Annotated in this window: 14 protein-coding genes; 9 read left to right on the top strand and 5 right to left on the bottom strand. The window is 71.8% G+C overall.

Going from position 1 to position 15,862, the window contains the following annotated elements:
- The first annotated feature begins 71 nt into the window (after window positions 1–71).
- Window positions 72–2,285, top strand: coding sequence for an FUSC family protein (locus ACFYVL_RS27585; protein ID WP_389249401.1), 2,214 nt, complete (start codon window positions 72–74; stop codon window positions 2,283–2,285).
- A 7-nt stretch (window positions 2,286–2,292) separates the two neighbouring features.
- Here the strand turns inward: ACFYVL_RS27585 and ACFYVL_RS27580 are convergent, their stop codons facing one another.
- Complete coding sequence (locus ACFYVL_RS27580) at window positions 2,293–2,823, bottom strand: hypothetical protein (protein ID WP_389249399.1); 531 nt, start codon at window positions 2,821–2,823, stop codon at window positions 2,293–2,295.
- A gap of 284 nt (window positions 2,824–3,107) precedes the next feature.
- On the opposite strand from ACFYVL_RS27580, the gene ACFYVL_RS27575 reads away from it, so the two are divergent.
- Window positions 3,108–3,350 (top strand): DUF397 domain-containing protein, encoded by a 243-nt coding sequence (locus tag ACFYVL_RS27575; protein WP_389249397.1) that lies wholly within the window; start codon window positions 3,108–3,110, stop codon window positions 3,348–3,350.
- 109 nt (window positions 3,351–3,459) lie between these two features.
- Here the strand turns inward: ACFYVL_RS27575 and ACFYVL_RS27570 are convergent, their stop codons facing one another.
- Window positions 3,460–3,963 (bottom strand): ATP-binding protein, encoded by a 504-nt coding sequence (locus ACFYVL_RS27570; RefSeq protein ID WP_389249395.1) that lies wholly within the window; start codon window positions 3,961–3,963, stop codon window positions 3,460–3,462.
- Between the two features lie 291 nt (window positions 3,964–4,254).
- Between ACFYVL_RS27570 and ACFYVL_RS27565 the strand changes: the two genes are divergently transcribed.
- From ACFYVL_RS27565 to ACFYVL_RS27555, 3 genes are all read left to right on the top strand, one after another.
- Window positions 4,255–5,118, top strand: coding sequence for a helix-turn-helix domain-containing protein (locus ACFYVL_RS27565; protein ID WP_389249393.1), 864 nt, complete (start codon window positions 4,255–4,257; stop codon window positions 5,116–5,118).
- A 175-nt stretch (window positions 5,119–5,293) separates the two neighbouring features.
- Complete coding sequence (locus ACFYVL_RS27560) at window positions 5,294–6,751, top strand: aldehyde dehydrogenase family protein (protein WP_389249391.1); 1,458 nt, start codon at window positions 5,294–5,296, stop codon at window positions 6,749–6,751.
- 142 nt (window positions 6,752–6,893) lie between these two features.
- Complete coding sequence (locus ACFYVL_RS27555; RefSeq protein ID WP_389249389.1) at window positions 6,894–7,418, top strand: DinB family protein; 525 nt, start codon at window positions 6,894–6,896, stop codon at window positions 7,416–7,418.
- Window positions 7,419–7,436: 18 nt separating this feature from the next.
- On the opposite strand, the gene ACFYVL_RS27550 is transcribed toward ACFYVL_RS27555, so the two are convergent.
- On the bottom strand, window positions 7,437–8,153 hold the full coding sequence (locus ACFYVL_RS27550; protein ID WP_389249387.1) for a bleomycin resistance protein: 717 nt from the start codon (window positions 8,151–8,153) through the stop codon (window positions 7,437–7,439).
- Window positions 8,154–8,291: 138 nt separating this feature from the next.
- Between ACFYVL_RS27550 and ACFYVL_RS27545 the strand changes: the two genes are divergently transcribed.
- The gene (locus tag ACFYVL_RS27545; protein WP_389249385.1) at window positions 8,292–9,050 is read left to right on the top strand and encodes a MerR family transcriptional regulator; all 759 of its coding nucleotides are present in this window, start codon (window positions 8,292–8,294) and stop codon (window positions 9,048–9,050) included.
- A gap of 224 nt (window positions 9,051–9,274) precedes the next feature.
- Window positions 9,275–10,252, top strand: a complete 978-nt coding sequence (locus ACFYVL_RS27540; RefSeq protein WP_389249383.1) for a VTT domain-containing protein — start codon at window positions 9,275–9,277, stop codon at window positions 10,250–10,252.
- Window positions 10,253–10,318: 66 nt separating this feature from the next.
- On the opposite strand, the gene ACFYVL_RS27535 is transcribed toward ACFYVL_RS27540, so the two are convergent.
- Window positions 10,319–12,031, bottom strand: a complete 1,713-nt coding sequence (locus ACFYVL_RS27535) for a threonine/serine exporter ThrE family protein (RefSeq protein WP_389249777.1) — start codon at window positions 12,029–12,031, stop codon at window positions 10,319–10,321.
- A gap of 530 nt (window positions 12,032–12,561) precedes the next feature.
- Window positions 12,562–13,056: an inorganic diphosphatase gene (locus ACFYVL_RS27530; RefSeq protein WP_185034151.1), complete on the bottom strand. Its 495-nt coding sequence runs from the start codon at window positions 13,054–13,056 to the stop codon at window positions 12,562–12,564.
- Between the two features lie 180 nt (window positions 13,057–13,236).
- Here ACFYVL_RS27530 and dacB point away from each other — a divergent pair, with 180 nt between their 5' ends.
- Both dacB and ACFYVL_RS27520 read left to right on the top strand, forming a co-directional pair.
- A complete protein-coding gene (gene dacB / locus ACFYVL_RS27525) occupies window positions 13,237–14,649 on the top strand; it encodes a D-alanyl-D-alanine carboxypeptidase/D-alanyl-D-alanine-endopeptidase (RefSeq protein WP_389249381.1) in 1,413 nt (470 codons plus the stop codon).
- Window positions 14,650–14,725: 76 nt separating this feature from the next.
- Window positions 14,726–15,856: a zinc-dependent metalloprotease gene (locus ACFYVL_RS27520; protein WP_389249379.1), complete on the top strand. Its 1,131-nt coding sequence runs from the start codon at window positions 14,726–14,728 to the stop codon at window positions 15,854–15,856.
- The last annotated feature ends 6 nt before the right edge of the window (window positions 15,857–15,862 follow it).

Below are 15,862 nucleotides of genomic sequence, written 5' to 3'. Positions count from 1 at the left end.
GCCTCCCGCACTCGCGACGCACCCCCAGGTCACACACCGCCCCCACCCGCACCCCGGCTACCCTCAACCCCATGAGCTGGCTGAAGGCCCTGAAACACACCGCCCGCTCCGGCCTGACCGTCGAGCGGCAGCGCCTCGAACCGCTGATCGCCGCCCGAGGCGCCCTCGGCCTCGCCATCGTCGTCGGGGTGGCCCTGCACTTCTTCGGCCCGGCGGTCGCCGTCAGCTCCGCGTTCGGCGCGTTCCAGGCCGCCCTGGCCACCTTCCAGCGCAGCTGGCGCACCCGGCCCGTGCTGGCCCTCGCCTCCGGGGCCAGTCTCGCCGTGTCGACCTTCGCGGGCTATCTGACCGGCGGCCACCCGGCCCTGTTCATCACGCTCCTCGCCGCGTGGACGTTCCTGGCCGGGATGGCGTGGGCCGTCGGGCCGACCGCCGGCATGATCGCCAGTTCCAACGTGGCGATCATGCTGGTCACCGTCACCCTGCCGACCTCCGTCTCGGCCGCCGCCGGCCACGCCGCGATGATCATGGTCGGCGGTGTCGTCCAGGCCACCCTGATCGTCCTGCTCCCGGTGCGCCGCTGGGGCGCCCAGCGCGACGCCCTCGCCGACGCCCTCGCCGCCGAGGCGGACTACGCGCGCCGGCTGCGCCACGACCCCGTCGCACCGTTCGACCCCGAGCCGCTGATGACCGCCCGCAGCGCCGCCGCGATCACCCCGCGCCAGGCCCGCCGCCGCCCCGCCGAACTGCACGGCACCCGCGGTCTGGCCGAACGCATCCGGCCCGTGCTCGCCTCGCTCGCCGACCCCGCGCTGGGCGTACCGGCGGAGGGCGAGGAGCGGGCCCGGGTGCGCGAGCTGCTGGCCGCCGCCGCGTCCACGCTGGACGCCGCGGCCCGCGCGGTGCGGCACGGCGAGCCCGTCGTGATGTCCCCGGCGGCGACCGCCGTACTGGCCCTGCCCAAGGAGGGCGCCGTGCTCTCCGGGCCCGCCCGCCGCGCCGAGTCCCGGCTGATCAACCTGCTGCGGGACGTGGTGGAGACCGCCCGCGGCACCGGCACCACCGACACCGGACGCGGCGCCCCGCAGGAGGGCGGCCCGCAGTACCGCGCCGCCGCCCACGCCGCGCAGGAGGCCGCCCGCAAGGCGGCCCGGAAGATCGGCGGCCGTCCCGAGCACCGCGCCGACCCGGTCGACCACCTGCGCAGGCCGACCGTGTTCGGGCTGTTCCCGGTCGCGCTGCGCGCGATGCGCGGCGAGCTGCGCCGCGACTCCCCGGTCTTCCGGCACGCCCTGCGGGTGGCCGCCGTGAGCGCCACCGGCTACGCCGTCGGTACGGCCCTGCCGCTCGGCCACGGCTACTGGGCGCCGATGGCCTCCGTGATGGTCATGCGGCCCGACTTCTCGCAGACGTACTCCCGGGCCGTCGCCCGCTTCGGCGGCACCCTGCTCGGCGTCACCCTGGCGACCGGTCTCGTGCAGCTCGCCCACCCGGGCACCGAGCTGTCCGCCGCCATCGCGGTCGGCTGCGCGTTCCTGATGTTCCTGCTGCTGCGCACCAGCTACGCGGTGGGCCAGGCCTGCGTCGCCGCGTACGTGGTCTTCCTGCTCGGCATGGGCGGCCTCCAGTGGACCCAGACGGTGCCCGAGCGCGTCCTGCTCACCCTGGCGGGCGGCCTCCTCGCGATGCTGGCGTACGCCGTCTACCCGGCGTGGGAGACGCCCCGGCTGCGCACCCGTCTCGCCGACTGGCTGGTGGCGGACGGGCGGTACGCCTCCGCCGTCCTCCAGCGGTACGCCGACCCCGCCGGGGCCCCCTCCGACGCCGTACGGGAGACCCTGCTGGCCACCAGGGAGGCCCGGGTCGCCTGGAAGGGGGCCGTGGAGCGGGCCGCCAACGAGCCGGTCCGGCACCGCGGGCTCTCCCGGTCCGCCGCCGCCGACGCCCCGGACGCACTGGCCCAGCTCGCCCGGGTGGCCATGCTGATGGAGGCCCACCTGCCGGCCCGGGACACCCGCCCGGTGCCGGCCGCCGCCGCTCTCGCCGAGGCCCTGCGCACCGACGTGGACGAGGCGGCCCGTGCGGTGCGCGAGCGGCGGGCGCCCGAGTGGGACGCCTTCCGGGCGGCGCTCGCGGCCTGGGACTCCGAGGACACCGCGGGCGACGACAAGGTCGTACGGAAGGGCGCCGGGCTGCTCCTGGAAGCGCTGGACGAACTCACCGACACCCTGGACGCGGAAGGGCCGCGCCCCAAGGGGAACGCGGCCCGCACCGGCGGCACCTAGCGGCGGCTCAGGTGCCCGGCACCTTCGGGGCGGCCGACGGCAGCCCGGAGGGGAAGTCGGTGGGCACGCCCGACGGCAGCCCGGCGCCCGCGGCCTTGGTGAACTTCTCCTCGGTGCCGCTGCCCTCCCACTTCACCGTGAGGGTCCTGCCGTCGCCGCCCGCCGTCACCGTGCCCTTGGCCCGGTCGGTGTTGCCGTTGGGGCACTTCATGTCCAGCGTGACCCCGCCCTGGCGGACCACCCGGCCGGTGCACAGGTTCTCGCCCGCGATGCCGGCCATGTCGCCCTGGATGGTCAGGACGACCAGCTTGCCGTTGGCGGTGGCGGTCCAGGAGCCGGTGACGTCACCCGCTCCGGCGTCCCCGGCGGGCGGCGTGCCGGCACCGCCGGAACCGGACCCCTGGTCGGCGCCGCTGCCGACGGCCCCGTCCGACGGCTTGGCCTTGTCGCCCTGGGCGCCGTCGCTGCTGCATCCGGTCAGCAGAAGGGCCGCCGCGACCGCGGCGGCTCCGGCGACGGTACGAATGTGCTGGTGCACTCCAAACTCCCCATGTTGGTTGCCCGATTGGTTTGCGGAAGGAACGCGTCAAGCTACCAGGGCGTCTAGTCGTAAAAGCTGGGTGCCAATAAGGCCGGGCCGTTCTGTAGTCAAGGGGCAACCCCGCGTGCACGTGCATCTGCCCATGCATCGGCAGATGAACGAAGCTATGATCCGGGTCAGTTGACAGTTCGACAGCCAATGACAGCAACGGCGGTGACCACGGTTTGTGGGCGCCGGCAGTTGACGCCAGCAGTTGACACCAGTACTTCCGGGAGCGACCTGTGCACCACGCATACAACGGCATGGCGGCCACAGATCTGCACGGGGTGGTCTGGCAGAAGAGCAGGCACAGCAACTCTCAGGGTTCCTGTGTGGAGTTCGCGAAACTCCCGGGCGGAAATGTCGCGGTGCGCAACTCGCGACATCCCGAGGGCCCCGCCCTCGTCTACACGCCCGCGGAAATAGAGGCGATGCTGCTCGGCATCAAGGACGGCGAGTTCGACCATCTGACGGCCGGGAACTGAACCGTCCGGCCACGGGAAACCGTCCGGCCGCGGCCCGCGGGGCCGGGCGCGGTACCGGGTACGGCTCCGGGAAACCCACCGGGGCCGGTGGAGCGGACCGGACCGTGCGCTACAGCCCGGCGTCCTGCTCGTCGCCGAGGCGGAACAGCGCCCACACGACCTTTCCGTTCAGCGGCCCGGCCAGGGGGTGCCACCCCCAGTCGTCGCTGAAGGAGTCCACCAGGAAAAGCCCCCGCCCCGACTCCGCCGAGAAGTCGTCGCTCTCGCGCGCGGTGGGCCCCTCCCTGCTGGGATCGCGCACCGCGCACACCAGCCGGGAGTTCCAGTGCATCAGGTGCAGCCGCACCGGCGGGACGCTCTCGCGCGGGGTGTCCGGCGGAAGGGCGTGCCGCAGCGCGTTGGTGACGAGTTCCGAGACCACCAGCGCGACATCGTCGAACCGGTCCTCCAGGCGCCACTGACAGAGCGTGCTCCGGGTGAACTTCCGTGCCCCGCGCACCGCTTCGTATCTCGCGGGCAGCGCGCAGGAAGCCGATCCTGTCACCGCCGACGGGTCGATGGGGGGCAAGCCCTGCCGTAACGGCACGAGCATGGTCGATCCATTGGTCCCCATGCGAGGCACTCCCGGGTGTCGCGGTCGCGGCGATACAGCGGTGGTCATACGTGCGCGCGGACCATGGTTCCGAATGCGCACAGCAGATGCAAGGGCAGATGCACGTGCACGCGCCGGACTTGAACAACAGAGTGCCGTTTCTTGCTCATTTCTTCCTGGGACCACTTTCACACCCTTGCCATTTCCGTAACCGAATGAGTACGGGGCGAAGCGTTTTGGTGGCAGACTTCGGCTCTCGGGGCACTGGGGGAGGGCCTCGCGCACAGATGACCGAGAGGGAGGGCCGGAGAAGTGACCGCAGGCGAGTCGAGCGGATCCGTGGTGCGGCGCATCCTGCTGGGCTCACAGCTCAGGCGCCTGCGCGAATCGCGCGGCATCACCCGCGAGGCGGCCGGCTACTCGATCCGTGCATCCGAATCGAAGATCAGCCGCATGGAGTTGGGACGGGTGAGCTTCAAGGCCAGGGATGTGGAAGACCTCCTCACTCTGTACGGAGTGACGGACGGCGCCGAGCGGGACTCGCTGCTCGCACTGGCGCGGGAGGCGAACCTCGCGGGGTGGTGGCACAGCTTCGGCGACGTACTCCCCGGCTGGTTCCAGACATATGTGGGACTCGAAGGCGCCGCCTCGCTCATCCGTATCTACGAAGTCCAGTTCGTGCACGGCCTGTTGCAGACCGAGTCGTACGCCAACGCCGTCGTCTCGCGCGGCATTCCGCAGGCCACCGGCGCCGAGGTCGACCGCCGCGTCGCGCTGCGGCTGGAGCGGCAGAAGATCCTGGTCTCCGAGCGGGCGCCGCACTTCCACGCGGTGCTCGACGAGGCGGCGCTGCGCCGCCCGTACGGCGACCGCGGCGTCATGCGGGGCCAGTTGCAGCACCTGATCGACATCTCCGAGCGGGAGAACGTCACGCTCCAGGTGATGCCGTTCAACTTCGGCGGCCACGCGGGCGAGAGCGGCGCCTTCACCCTGCTGCGCTTCCCGGAGTCCGACCTCTCCGACCTGGTCTACCTGGAGCAGCTGACCAGCGCGCTCTACCTCGACAAGCGCGAGGAGGTCACCCAGTACGAGCGGGTGATGGACCGCCTCCAGGAGGACTGCCCGAGTCCCTCCGACACCCGGGACGTCCTGCGCGGACTCCTCCAACTGATCTGATCCAGATGTACGTTGACGGAACCTCGACTTCCCCACGAGCATCACATGTCACAGGGGAGCGTCCGAGGGGACGGCAGGAGGTACGGCCGGCGAGGCGTACGGGGGTGCACCGCGCCGGGAATTGCACGGGGGAACAGTGGCACACGGGGAGACCGTGGCAGACCAAAGGGATCGCATGTCCTTCTTCACCGACCTGGCCCACCAGTACATCGACGGCGAGTGGCGTACCGGCAGCGGCTCGTGGGACATCATCGACTTCAACCCGTACAACGGGGAGAAGCTCGCCGCGATCACCGTCGCCTCCGTCGCGGAGGTGGACGACGCCTATCTCGCCGCCGAGCGCGCCCAGCGCGAGTGGGCCGCGGTCAACGCGTACGCCCGCCGCGACGTCGTGGAGAGAGTGCTGCGGCTGGTCGAGGAGCGCCAGGCGGAGATCGTCGCCGCGATCACCGAGGAGGTCGGCGGCACGCTGGTGAAGGCCACCTACGAGGTCCGCCTGGCGATGGAGTTCCTGCGCGAGGCGACCCAGCTGGCCACCCTCCCGGAGGGCCGCATCCTCTCCTCACCGGTGCCCGGCAAGGAGAACCGGGTCTACCGCCTGCCGGTCGGCGTGGTCGGGGTCATCAGCCCGTTCAACTTCCCCTTCCTCACCGGCATGAAGGCCGCGGCGCCCGCGCTCGCCCTGGGCAACGCCGTCGTCATCAAGCCGAACCAGAACACCCCGGTGGCCGGCGGCGGACTCATCGCCCGGCTCTTCGAGGACGCGGGCCTGCCCGCCGGACTGCTCAACGTGCTGATCACGGACATAGCCGAGATCGGCGACGCGCTGCTGGAGCACCCCGTCCCCAAGGTGATCGCCTTCACCGGCTCCGACCGCACCGGCCGCCACGTCGCGGCGGTGGCCGGGGCCCGTTTCAAGCGCACCGTCCTCTCCCTCAGCGGCAACAGCGCCCTGGCGGTGCTGGACGACGCCGACCTCGACTACGCGGTCGACGCGGCCGTCTTCAGCCGCTTCGTCTCCCAGGGCCAGGTCTGCATGGCCGCCAACCGGATCCTGGTGGACCGGGCCGTGGAGCGGGAGTTCACCGAGAAGTTCGTCGCCAAGGTCCGCACCCTGCGCACCGGCGACCCGGCCGACCCGGCCACCCAGCTCGGCCCCGTCATCAACACCTTCCACGCGGACGCCCTCACGGGTCTGGTGGAGCAGGCCCTCGCCGAGGGGGCGACCGCGCTCGTCCGGGGCGCCACCCGCGGCAACCTGGTGGAGCCGACGGTCCTCACCGGCCTGCCCGAGGGCTCGCCCATCCTGGAGCAGGAGATCTTCGGCCCGGTGGCCCTGCTGCTGCCCTTCGACGGCGACGACGAGGCGGTACGGATCGCCAACGACAGCCCGTACGGCCTCAGCGGCGCCGTCCACAGCGGGAACGTGGAACGCGGGGTGCGGTTCGCCCAGCGCGTCCACACCGGGATGATGCACATCAACGACTCGACCATCCAGGACGACCCGCTGGTCGCCTTCGGCGGCGAGAAGGCCTCCGGCATCGGCCGGATGAACGGCGAGTCCACGGTGGAGGTCTTCACCACCCACAAGTGGATCTCCATCCAGCACGGCCGCTCGCAGTACCCCTTCTGAGCACCCCGTCCGGGCGGCCTTCCGGGCGGCCCGCGGAACAATTCCAGAAACCGTGCTCCTTGCGGACAGCAGTTGTCCGCAAGTCTTCCTAATGTAGGTCTTGTTCCCAGCAAGTCGTACGTTCCCCGAAGGGCGGCCCGTCATGGTCCTGCACGTCAGCTCCGCGAACTGCACCGATGAGGTCTCCACCCTCCTGGCCTTCCTGGAGGAGCAGCGGCAGGGCATCCGCAACGCCCTGCTCGGTCTCACCGACGAGCAGGCGGCGACCACTCCCAGCGCCAGCGAGCTCTCCCTCTCCGGACTGCTCAAGCACGTCACCGAGGTCGAGCAGAACTGGCTCGCGATGGCCGGCTGCGACATCGCTCCGATCCAGCGCACCGAGGCGGACTGGGGCGAGAGCTTCCGGCTGGTCCCCGAGAAGGGCGAGACGGTGGCCGGACAGCTCGACGCCTGGGCCGAAGTGGCCCGCAGGGGGGCCGAGTTCAGCCGCGCCGCCGACCTGGAAGCCACCTTCGCGCTGCCCGAGGCGCCCTGGTTCCCCAAGGAGGACGTCAGCCTGCGCTGGGTCCTGCTGCGCCTGATCACCGAGATGGCCCGGCACGCCGGCCACGCGGACGTCATCCGGGAGTCCCTGGACGGCAAGAGCTCCCACGAACTGGGCGAGTAGCCGGCGCGGGCGGCCCGGTCACCGGCCGAGGAGCGCCTCGCGCAGCTCCTCGGCCCGCCGCAGGTCGTCCCGTACGGCCCTGCGCTCGTCGTCCGCCAGCGGGACGGCCGCGGCCCGCTCCAGCAGAGCGGCGGCCCGCTCCGGCTCCCGGGACCGCATCGCCACGTCGGCGCGCATCACCAGCAGCCGTACCAGCTGGGCGGCCGTCGGCGTCTCGTCGGTGACCGCCAGCGCCCGGTCCAGCACCTTCGCGGCGCGCGGCAGGTCCTCCTTGGAGTCGGCGAACAGCGTCCCGTAGTGCAGCGCCCTGGCGAAGGTCTCCCGGGGCGCCTCGCCGTGCCCCTTGTCCTCGGCGATCTCCTGGCCGACGCGGACCGAGTTCCCGCCGGGGTCGGTCATCAGGAACTGCCGCATCCCGTAGCTCATGTCCTTCAGCGGCCCGATCCGCGGCAGCCCGCGCGCCGGGACGCGCCCGTACGCCTCCTTGAGGCCCGCCCGGAAGGCGGCGAAGAGGGCGTCCACGTCCTCGGTGACGACGTAGACCCCGGAATAGGACTGGGCGGGGTCGTACTCCTTCATCCCGAAGAACTGGAGCTCGATGCCGCCGCGCTGCACGACGGCGTACGGATACGGGCTCTTCTGCAGGAACGTGGTCGTGAAACCCAGTGCGGTGTAGAAGTCGACGACGGGCTGGATGGTCCGGCAGGGCAGCAGGGGAATCGTCTTCTCGGCCATGCCCGCCACTCTAATCAAATTTGACTACCGGGGGTGCGGTTTCGCGTGTTCCCGTGGGGGCTTGCACCTCACGCGACGTGAGGACCCAGGCTGGGGGACGTACCGAGGAAACCACCGAGGAGAGGGGAGCGGGCAGCCATGAGCCACGCCGTGGGACGGGTCGCCGAGGTCGCCGGAGTGACCGTGCGGACCCTGCACCACTACGACGCGATCGGCCTGCTCTCGCCGAGCGGACGCAGCCTCGCGGGACACCGGCGCTACAGCGACGGCGATCTCGACCGGCTGCAGCAGATCCTGTTCTACCGGGAGCTCGGCTTCCCTCTCGACCAGGTGGCGGCCCTGCTGGACGACCCGGACGCGGACCCGCGGGAGCACCTGCGGCGCCAGCACCGGCTGCTCACCGACCGGATCGGCAAGCTCCAGCAGATGGCCACCGCCGTCGAGACCGCCATGGAGGCACGGAAGATGGGCATCAACCTCACACCCGAGGAGAAGTTCGAGGTCTTCGGGGACTTCGACCCCGACCAGTACGCGGAGGAGGCGGAGCGGCGCTGGGGCGGCACGGAGCAGTGGCGCCGGTCGCAGCAGATCACCGCCGGCTACACCAAGGAGGACTGGAAGCGCGTCACCGACCGCTTCGACGCCTCGCACCACAAGATCGCCGGCCTGATGGCGGCGGGCGTCCCCGCCGACTCCGCGGAGGCGATGGACGCGGCGGAGGAGCACCGGCTGATCATCGCCTCCGACCACTACGACTGCTCGCACGAGATGCACGCCAACCTCGGCGAGATGTACGTGGCGGACGAGCGCTTCACGGCCACCTACGAGGCCATCGCGCCGGGCCTCGCGGTGTACCTGCGCGACGCCATCCTGGCCAACTCGCTGCGCCACCTGTAGCCGGCGGGTCCGCGGGGGCGGCGCGGGGCGGTCGAGGGCCCCTCGGGGAGCCGTCGGCGGGCCGTGCGCGCGGGGTGTGCTTTGAGCCGAGTTTCCGGGAAGCCGCTTTGCGCCGCTCTGCCCAGAGTGCACCCTGGGAGCCTTGGGGGAACCCGCCCCCGCCTCCGCGCGTTGGTACTTTTGGCCAGCCCACCGCAGACGATCAGACCTGGAGTCCGGAACTCGTGAATACGCTTGCGCTAGGACCGGCCTGGCTGGACCCGGACTATCTGCTGAACACGTTCGGCCTGTGGGGACTGCTCGCCATCGTCTTCGCCGAGTCCGGCCTGCTGATCGGATTCTTCCTGCCCGGCGACTCCCTGCTGTTCACCGCGGGCCTGCTGGTCACCACCAACAAGCTGGACACCCCGCTGTGGCTGCTCTGTCTGCTGATCGTGCTGGCGGCGGTGCTGGGTGACCAGGCCGGCTACCTCTTCGGCCGCAAGGTCGGACCCGCCCTCTTCAAGCGGCCGGACTCCAAGATCTTCAAGCAGGAGAACGTCCAGAAGGCGCACGAGTTCTTCGAGAAGCACGGCCCGAAGGCGCTGATCCTGGCCCGCTTCGTGCCCATCGTGCGCACCTTCACGCCGATCATCGTCGGCGTCAGCAAGATGAACTACCGCACGTTCATCACGTACAACGTCATCGGCGGCGTCCTGTGGGGCGCGGGCGTGACGCTGCTGGGCGCGGCGCTCGGCAACGTCGAGTTCGTCCACAAGAACATCGAGTACATCCTGATCGCCATCGTGCTGATCTCGGTCGTGCCGATCGTGGTCGAGGTGCTGAAGGCGCGCAGCCAGGCCAAGAAGGCCGGCCCGAAGCCGGCCGAGGAGGCCCCGGAGCAGCCGTACCCGGGCCGTTCCCCGCAGCACCCGGACGGGCAGGCCCCGCAGCAGTACGCGGGCCAGAACCAGCCGTACCCGGGCCAGCAGGCCCAGCAGCCCTACCCGGGCCAGCAGGCTCCGCAGGCCCCGCAGCCCTACCCGGGCCAGCAGCCTCCGCCGCCGTACCAGGGCCAGCCGTACGCCGACCAGTCCCAGCAGCACCCGGACCGGGCCCAGCCGTACGCCGACCAGGCCCAGCCCTACCCGGACCAGGCCCAGCAGTACCCCGGCCAGCAGCCGCCGCAGCCGCCGCAGCGCGGCCGGCACGCCAAGCGGTAGTCAGAAGTCCAGCACAAGGGGGCGGCCCGGACCGGGAAGGTCCGGGCCGCCCCCTTCGTACGTACTTCAGAATCCTCGCGTCCGCTTCGCCGCCCGCCGGGCCCCGCCCTCGCGCGAGCCCGGCACCCGCAGGAACAGCCGGAAGATCTCGCCTCCGAGGTTCACGCCGATCGCGATGGCCAGCGCGATGGCCGCCGCCTTGGACAGCGAGGCGAGGCCCGTGTTCAGTTCGTTCTGCGCGATGCCCAGCAGTCCGTAGTACGTCGCCGAACCGGGCAGCAGCGGCCCGATCGCCGCCGTCACGTACGGCAGCGCCGACGCGTACTGGTAGCGCGAGAAGAGCTGGCCGAAGAGGCCGACCAGGCCCGCCGCCACCGCCGTCGCCGCGACCGCGGAGATGCCTCCGACGACGTTCATCGCGCCGAACACGATCCAGGCGACACCGCCGTTCAGCGCCACCATGATCACCGTGCTGCGCTCCTGCTGGAGCAGGATCGCGAAGGCGAAGCACAGCGCGATCGACGCCAGGATCTGGATCACCGGCCGCGGCTGGACGTGCATCGTGGCGTCCGGGTGCAGGTTCGGGTTCAGCCCCGCGCCCACGTACAGCACGATCAGCACGCCCAGCACGATCGCGATGAAGAAGTACATGACTTCGAGCAGCCGCGCGGACGCGGTGATGTAGTAGCCGGTCAGCCCGTCCTGCACGCCCGCGACCAGCGCCCGTCCGGGCAGCAGGGCGAACAGCCCACCGGTGATCACCGCGGACGGCAGGATGCCGCCCACCACGTTGTCCGGTACGAAGGCCAGCCCGACGCCCATCGCGGCCGGCGGCATCGCCGCCGCCACGAACTGGTAGAACTCCGGCAGCCCGCGCCCCGCGCACAGCCACGCCAGCCGGTCGCCCAGGATCGCCCCGATCGCCGCCGCGACGAACACGATCACCCCGCCGCCGACCAGCACCGAAGCCGAACCGGCGAGCAGCCCGCTGGCGCCCGACAGTGCCCAGCCCGGGTACGGGTGCCGGTTGCGGCGGATCTCCGCGAGGCGGCGGTACGCCTCCTCCAGGGTGACGTCGATGTCCTCGGCGGTGATGTCCGCGATCAGCCGGTAGACGCCCGCCAGCCGGGTGTAGTCGGTGCCCCGGCGCCGCACCGTACGGCTGGCGGTCACCGGGTCGTCGACGAGCGAGGGCTGGTAGGAGATGGTCAGCAGCGTGAAGGTGACGGTCGGCTCGCACCGGTCGAGCCCGTAGGCCCGGCTCACCGCGAACATGGCCGCCTCGACGTCCTCGGCGCCCTCGCCGCCCGCGAGCAGCAGCTCGCCGATGCGCAGCGTCAGGTCGAGCACGCGGGGGACGGCGGGCCCGGAGTCCTCGTCGTCACCGTGCCGCTGCACGCTGTCCGGTACGGGGCGGTCCCCGACCGGCATCCGCAGCAGGGTCCGCATCCGGTCCTGCCAGGGGGCCTCCTTGGTCAGCTTGACCACCGGTATGCCCTGCGCGGGGGTGAACGCGGGCGGGGAGCTCCTGGCGCTGTACGTCCGGGGGCTGTCGAAGCCGTTCCGCTTCTGTGCCGCGGTTCTGGGCACGTCGAAGGCGGAGCCCTCCTGGGCCGGCGGAGCCTCCGGTGTGAGCCCCTCCGGGAGCGCGAACTCCGAGGTCGGCTGGTCCTCCTCGACCACGGGCGCGGGCTTCAGCCCCTGCGGAAGCGCGAACTCCGAGGTGGTCGACTGGTCCTCGTCCGGCACCACCACGGGAATGGCCTGGGTCGCCCCGATGCCGGAGGTTGTGCTGGAGACGGCCCGCGGGGTCCGCACGGCACCGGACCTGGCCTCGGCCTTCGGACCGGGCCTGGCGTCGGCCTTCGCGTCGGCCTTCGCGTCGGCCTTCGGGCCGGGCTTGGCTTCGGCCTTCGCGTCGGTCTTCGGGCCCGGCTTCGTGTCGGACTTCACGCCGGATTTCGGGCCGGACTTCGCGTCGGGCTTCGGGCCGGAACCGGACCTGTCACCGGATGTCGCCCCGGACGGTGCCGAGAACGCGCTGTGGGCCTCGTCCGACTGCGGCTTGCGGTCCTCGGGCCCCTCGGCACCGGTACCGCCCCTGCCACGCTCCGCCTCCGCCACCACTCGCCTCTCTTCCGCCACTCCAGTCCCGGAGATGTCCGCCTGCCCAGTATGTTCACGAACTCACTCGCGGCGCCGCCCCACGGCCACCGCCGCCCCCGGCCGCCCCGCACACATGAGAGCGGGCGGCACCCCTCCTCGCAGAGGGTGTACCGCCCGCTCGCACGGACCATCGCGGTGCGACGTCAGTGGGCGCCACCCTGCGCCTCAAGGCGCTTGTACGAGGCCTCGATCTCGGCCTCGGCCTCGGTGCGGCCGACCCAGTCCGCACCCTCGACCGACTTGCCCGGCTCCAGGTCCTTGTAGACCTCGAAGAAGTGCTGGATCTCCAGGCGGTCGAACTCCGACACGTGGTGGATGTCGCGCAGGTGCTCCACGCGCGGGTCCGACGCCGGGACGCACAGCAGCTTGTCGTCGCCGCCGGCCTCGTCCGTCATGCGGAACATGCCGATGGCGCGGCACTTGATGACACAGCCGGGGAAGGTCGGCTCGTCGAGGATGACCAGCGCGTCCAGCGGGTCACCGTCCTCGCCGAGGGTGTTCTCGACGAATCCGTAGTCCGCGGGGTAGCTGGTCGAGGTGAAGAGGCGACGGTCCAGACGGATCCGGCCGGTCTCGTGGTCCACCTCGTACTTGTTCCGCGAACCCTTCGGAATCTCGATGGTGACGTCGAACTCCACGGGTGGCTCCTCCATGATCAACACAGTTTTCTCGGGTGTTGCGTCCTCCCGGAGGAAACCGACCCCCGGGGCCCCGGCCGAATGGGCCGGATGTGCCCCGCCAGGTGCTCTGCTCGCGCAAGACGCAGTGGTTAAGTGTCCCTCACGCAGACCTGTGATCGCGAAAGGGGCTGGTCCGCAGTGCCCAAGCTCAGAACCTGGCAGCTCACGGCGGGCTCCGCCGTGGCCGGACTGGCACTGGCGGCCGGTGCGGTGGCCGTGGCGGGGCCCTGGGACTCCGGTCAGCGTAAGGCCGAGCGGGAGCTGGCCGCCGCCCAGGACCGTACGGGTGGCGCACATCACGAATCCCCGCGCCCAGATCCGGCCGAACCGGACCCCGCGCCCAGTGCCGGCACCGTTCTCGGGGCGCTCGGCGCCGCCGCGCCGCCCGCCGGGGACGGCCGGTTCGCCAAGACCCTCGGGCCGCTCCTCGACAGTGCCGCGCTGGGGCAGCTGCGTACCGCCTCCGTCGTGGACGCGGCCACCGGCAAGCAGCTGTACGGGCGCGGGGAGCGCACCGCGATGACGCCCGCCTCCACCGTGAAGATCGCCACCACCGTCGCCGCGCTGTCAGCCCTCGGTCCCGACCACCGCATCGCGACCACCGTGCTGGCCACCGCCGACGGCAAGCGGATCGTGCTCAAGGGCGGCGGCGACCCGACGCTGGAGAAGGAGGGGCTGCGCGCCCTGGCCACCGACACCGCCCGCGCCCTGCGCGACCGCGGCGCGGGTCCCGTCTCCCTCGCGTACGACACCACGCTCTACACCGGCCCCGACATCCACCCCATCGGCGCCGGCAACGAGAACCTGGCCCGGGTCACCCCGCTGATGGTCAACGAGGGCCGCACCGACGGCACCCGCAGCGGCATCGGCGACCGCACCCCCGACCCGGCGGGCGACGCGGCCCGCGCCTTCGCCGCGGAACTGCGCGCACTGGGCGTGGAGCTGACCGGCGACCCGGTCGACGAGAAGGCCCCGGCCGACGCGGCACCGGTGGCCAAGGCGCTCTCCGCCCCGCTGTCCGCACTGGTCGAGCGGACCCTCACCAACAGCGACAACGACATCGCGGAGGCACTGGCCCGGCAGACGGCGCTGGCGGCGGGGGAGGAAGTGAGCTTCGAGGGCGCGGGCAAGGCGGTGTACGACACCCTGGCCGAGCTGGACCTGCCGGCCGAAGGGCTGCTCACCGGCGCCCGCTTCGCGGACGGCAGCGGCCTCGACCGCAACGACCGCGTCTCGGCGGCCCTGCTCACCGCCCTCCTCACCCGCGCCGCCGACCCGGCGCACCCCGAACTGCGCTCCGTGCTGACCGGGCTGCCGGTGGCGGGCTTCAGCGGCACCCTGAGCACCCGCTACGCGGGGGACACCGGCGGCACCGGCCTGGTCCGCGCCAAGACCGGCACCCTCAGCCACCTCAACACCCTCGCCGGCACCGTCGTCACCAAGGACGGCCGCCTCCTGGCCTTCGCCTTCCTCGCCGACGGCACCCCGGCCCCCGACCCCGCCCAGAAGGCCCTGGACACCCTGGCCTCCACGTTGACCACCCTTCCCTGACCCCGGCCGCCGCTCCCCGGACAACAGGTCGCCGGACCAGCCTCCCGGGTGGCCTTCGACAACGTACGGTTGACGCATGACGAGCATCGGTGGTGCGGAGATGGTCGACTGGAAGCTCGCGGTGGCGACCGCGACCCGACTGGTGAGGCCCGGACCCGACATCAGTCGGGACGAGGCCAGGGCGGTCGTCGCGGAGCTGCGCAGGCACGCCAAGGCGTCCGAGGAACACGTCCGGGCCTTCACCCGGATGATCCCCGAAGGAACCGAACCCGAGGACACCCCCGTTCTGGTCGTGGACCGGGCCGGCTGGGTCAAGGCCAACGTCGAGGGCTTCCGGGAGCTGCTCAAACCGCTCCTGGGGAAGATGCAGGAGCGGCGCGGCAACACCCCCGGCGGCGCGGTGCTCGGCGCCGTCGGCGGCAAGGTCACCGGCGTCGAGGTCGGCATGCTGCTGTCGTTCCTGTCCTCGCGGGTCCTCGGCCAGTACGAGACCTTCGCCCCGGTGGGCCGGGACTTCGCCGGCGGCTCGGGCGACGGCGGCCGGCTCCTGCTCGTCGCGCCGAACATCGTGCACGTCGAGCGCGAACTGGAGGTGGACCCGCACGACTTCCGGCTCTGGGTCTGCCTGCACGAGGAGACCCACCGCACCCAGTTCACCGCGGTGCCCTGGCTGCGCGACCACCTGGAGGGCGAGATCCAGTCGTTCCTCGGCGAGACCGAGGTGGACCCCTCGACGATCCTGGAGCGCTTCCGCGAGGCAGCCCAGGCCTTCGCCGGCAGCCGCCCGGAGGGCGAGGAGGGCGAGGACGGGCACAGCCTCGTCGAGCTGGTGCAGACCCCCGCGCAGCGCGAGATCCTCGGCCGGCTCACCGCCGTGATGTCCCTGCTCGAAGGCCACGCCGACTACGTCATGGACGGGGTCGGGCCGCAGGTCGTGCCGTCCGTCGCGGAGATCCGCGAGAAGTTCCAGCAGCGCCGTGCCAAGGGCGCGAGCCGGCTGGACCTCGCCCTGCGCAAGCTGCTCGGCATGGACGCCAAGCTGCGGCAGTACAAGGACGGCGAGCGGTTCGTACGGGCCGTGGTCGAGGAGGTCGGCATGGACGGCTTCAACCGGATCTGGACCTCGCCCAACACCCTGCCGACCAAGTCGGAGATCGCCAAACCGGCGGACTGGGTCGCGAGGGTGCACCGTAGAGGAGAAGCGTGATCCGGG

The organism is Streptomyces sp. NPDC004111, assembly GCF_042874215.1.
GTDB lineage: Bacteria > Actinomycetota > Actinomycetes > Streptomycetales > Streptomycetaceae > Streptomyces.
Note: the sequence above shows the minus strand (reverse complement) of the source record. Positions and strands in the feature narration are given on the sequence as shown.

Bases quoted from the DNA above. Each gene is read 5' to 3' on its own strand.
- ACFYVL_RS27585 (WP_389249401.1), top strand. From the start codon at position 72: ATGAGCTGGCTGAAGGCCCTGAAACACACCGCCCGCTCCGGCCTGACC.
- ACFYVL_RS27550 (WP_389249387.1), bottom strand. From the start codon at position 8,153: ATGGCCGAGAAGACGATTCCCCTGCTGCCCTGCCGGACCATCCAGCCC.
- ACFYVL_RS27560 (WP_389249391.1), top strand. From the start codon at position 5,294: ATGTCCTTCTTCACCGACCTGGCCCACCAGTACATCGACGGCGAGTGG.
- ACFYVL_RS27555 (WP_389249389.1), top strand. From the start codon at position 6,894: ATGGTCCTGCACGTCAGCTCCGCGAACTGCACCGATGAGGTCTCCACC.
- ACFYVL_RS27570 (WP_389249395.1), bottom strand. From the start codon at position 3,963: ATGGGGACCAATGGATCGACCATGCTCGTGCCGTTACGGCAGGGCTTG.
- ACFYVL_RS27545 (WP_389249385.1), top strand. From the start codon at position 8,292: ATGAGCCACGCCGTGGGACGGGTCGCCGAGGTCGCCGGAGTGACCGTG.
- ACFYVL_RS27520 (WP_389249379.1), top strand. From the start codon at position 14,726: ATGACGAGCATCGGTGGTGCGGAGATGGTCGACTGGAAGCTCGCGGTG.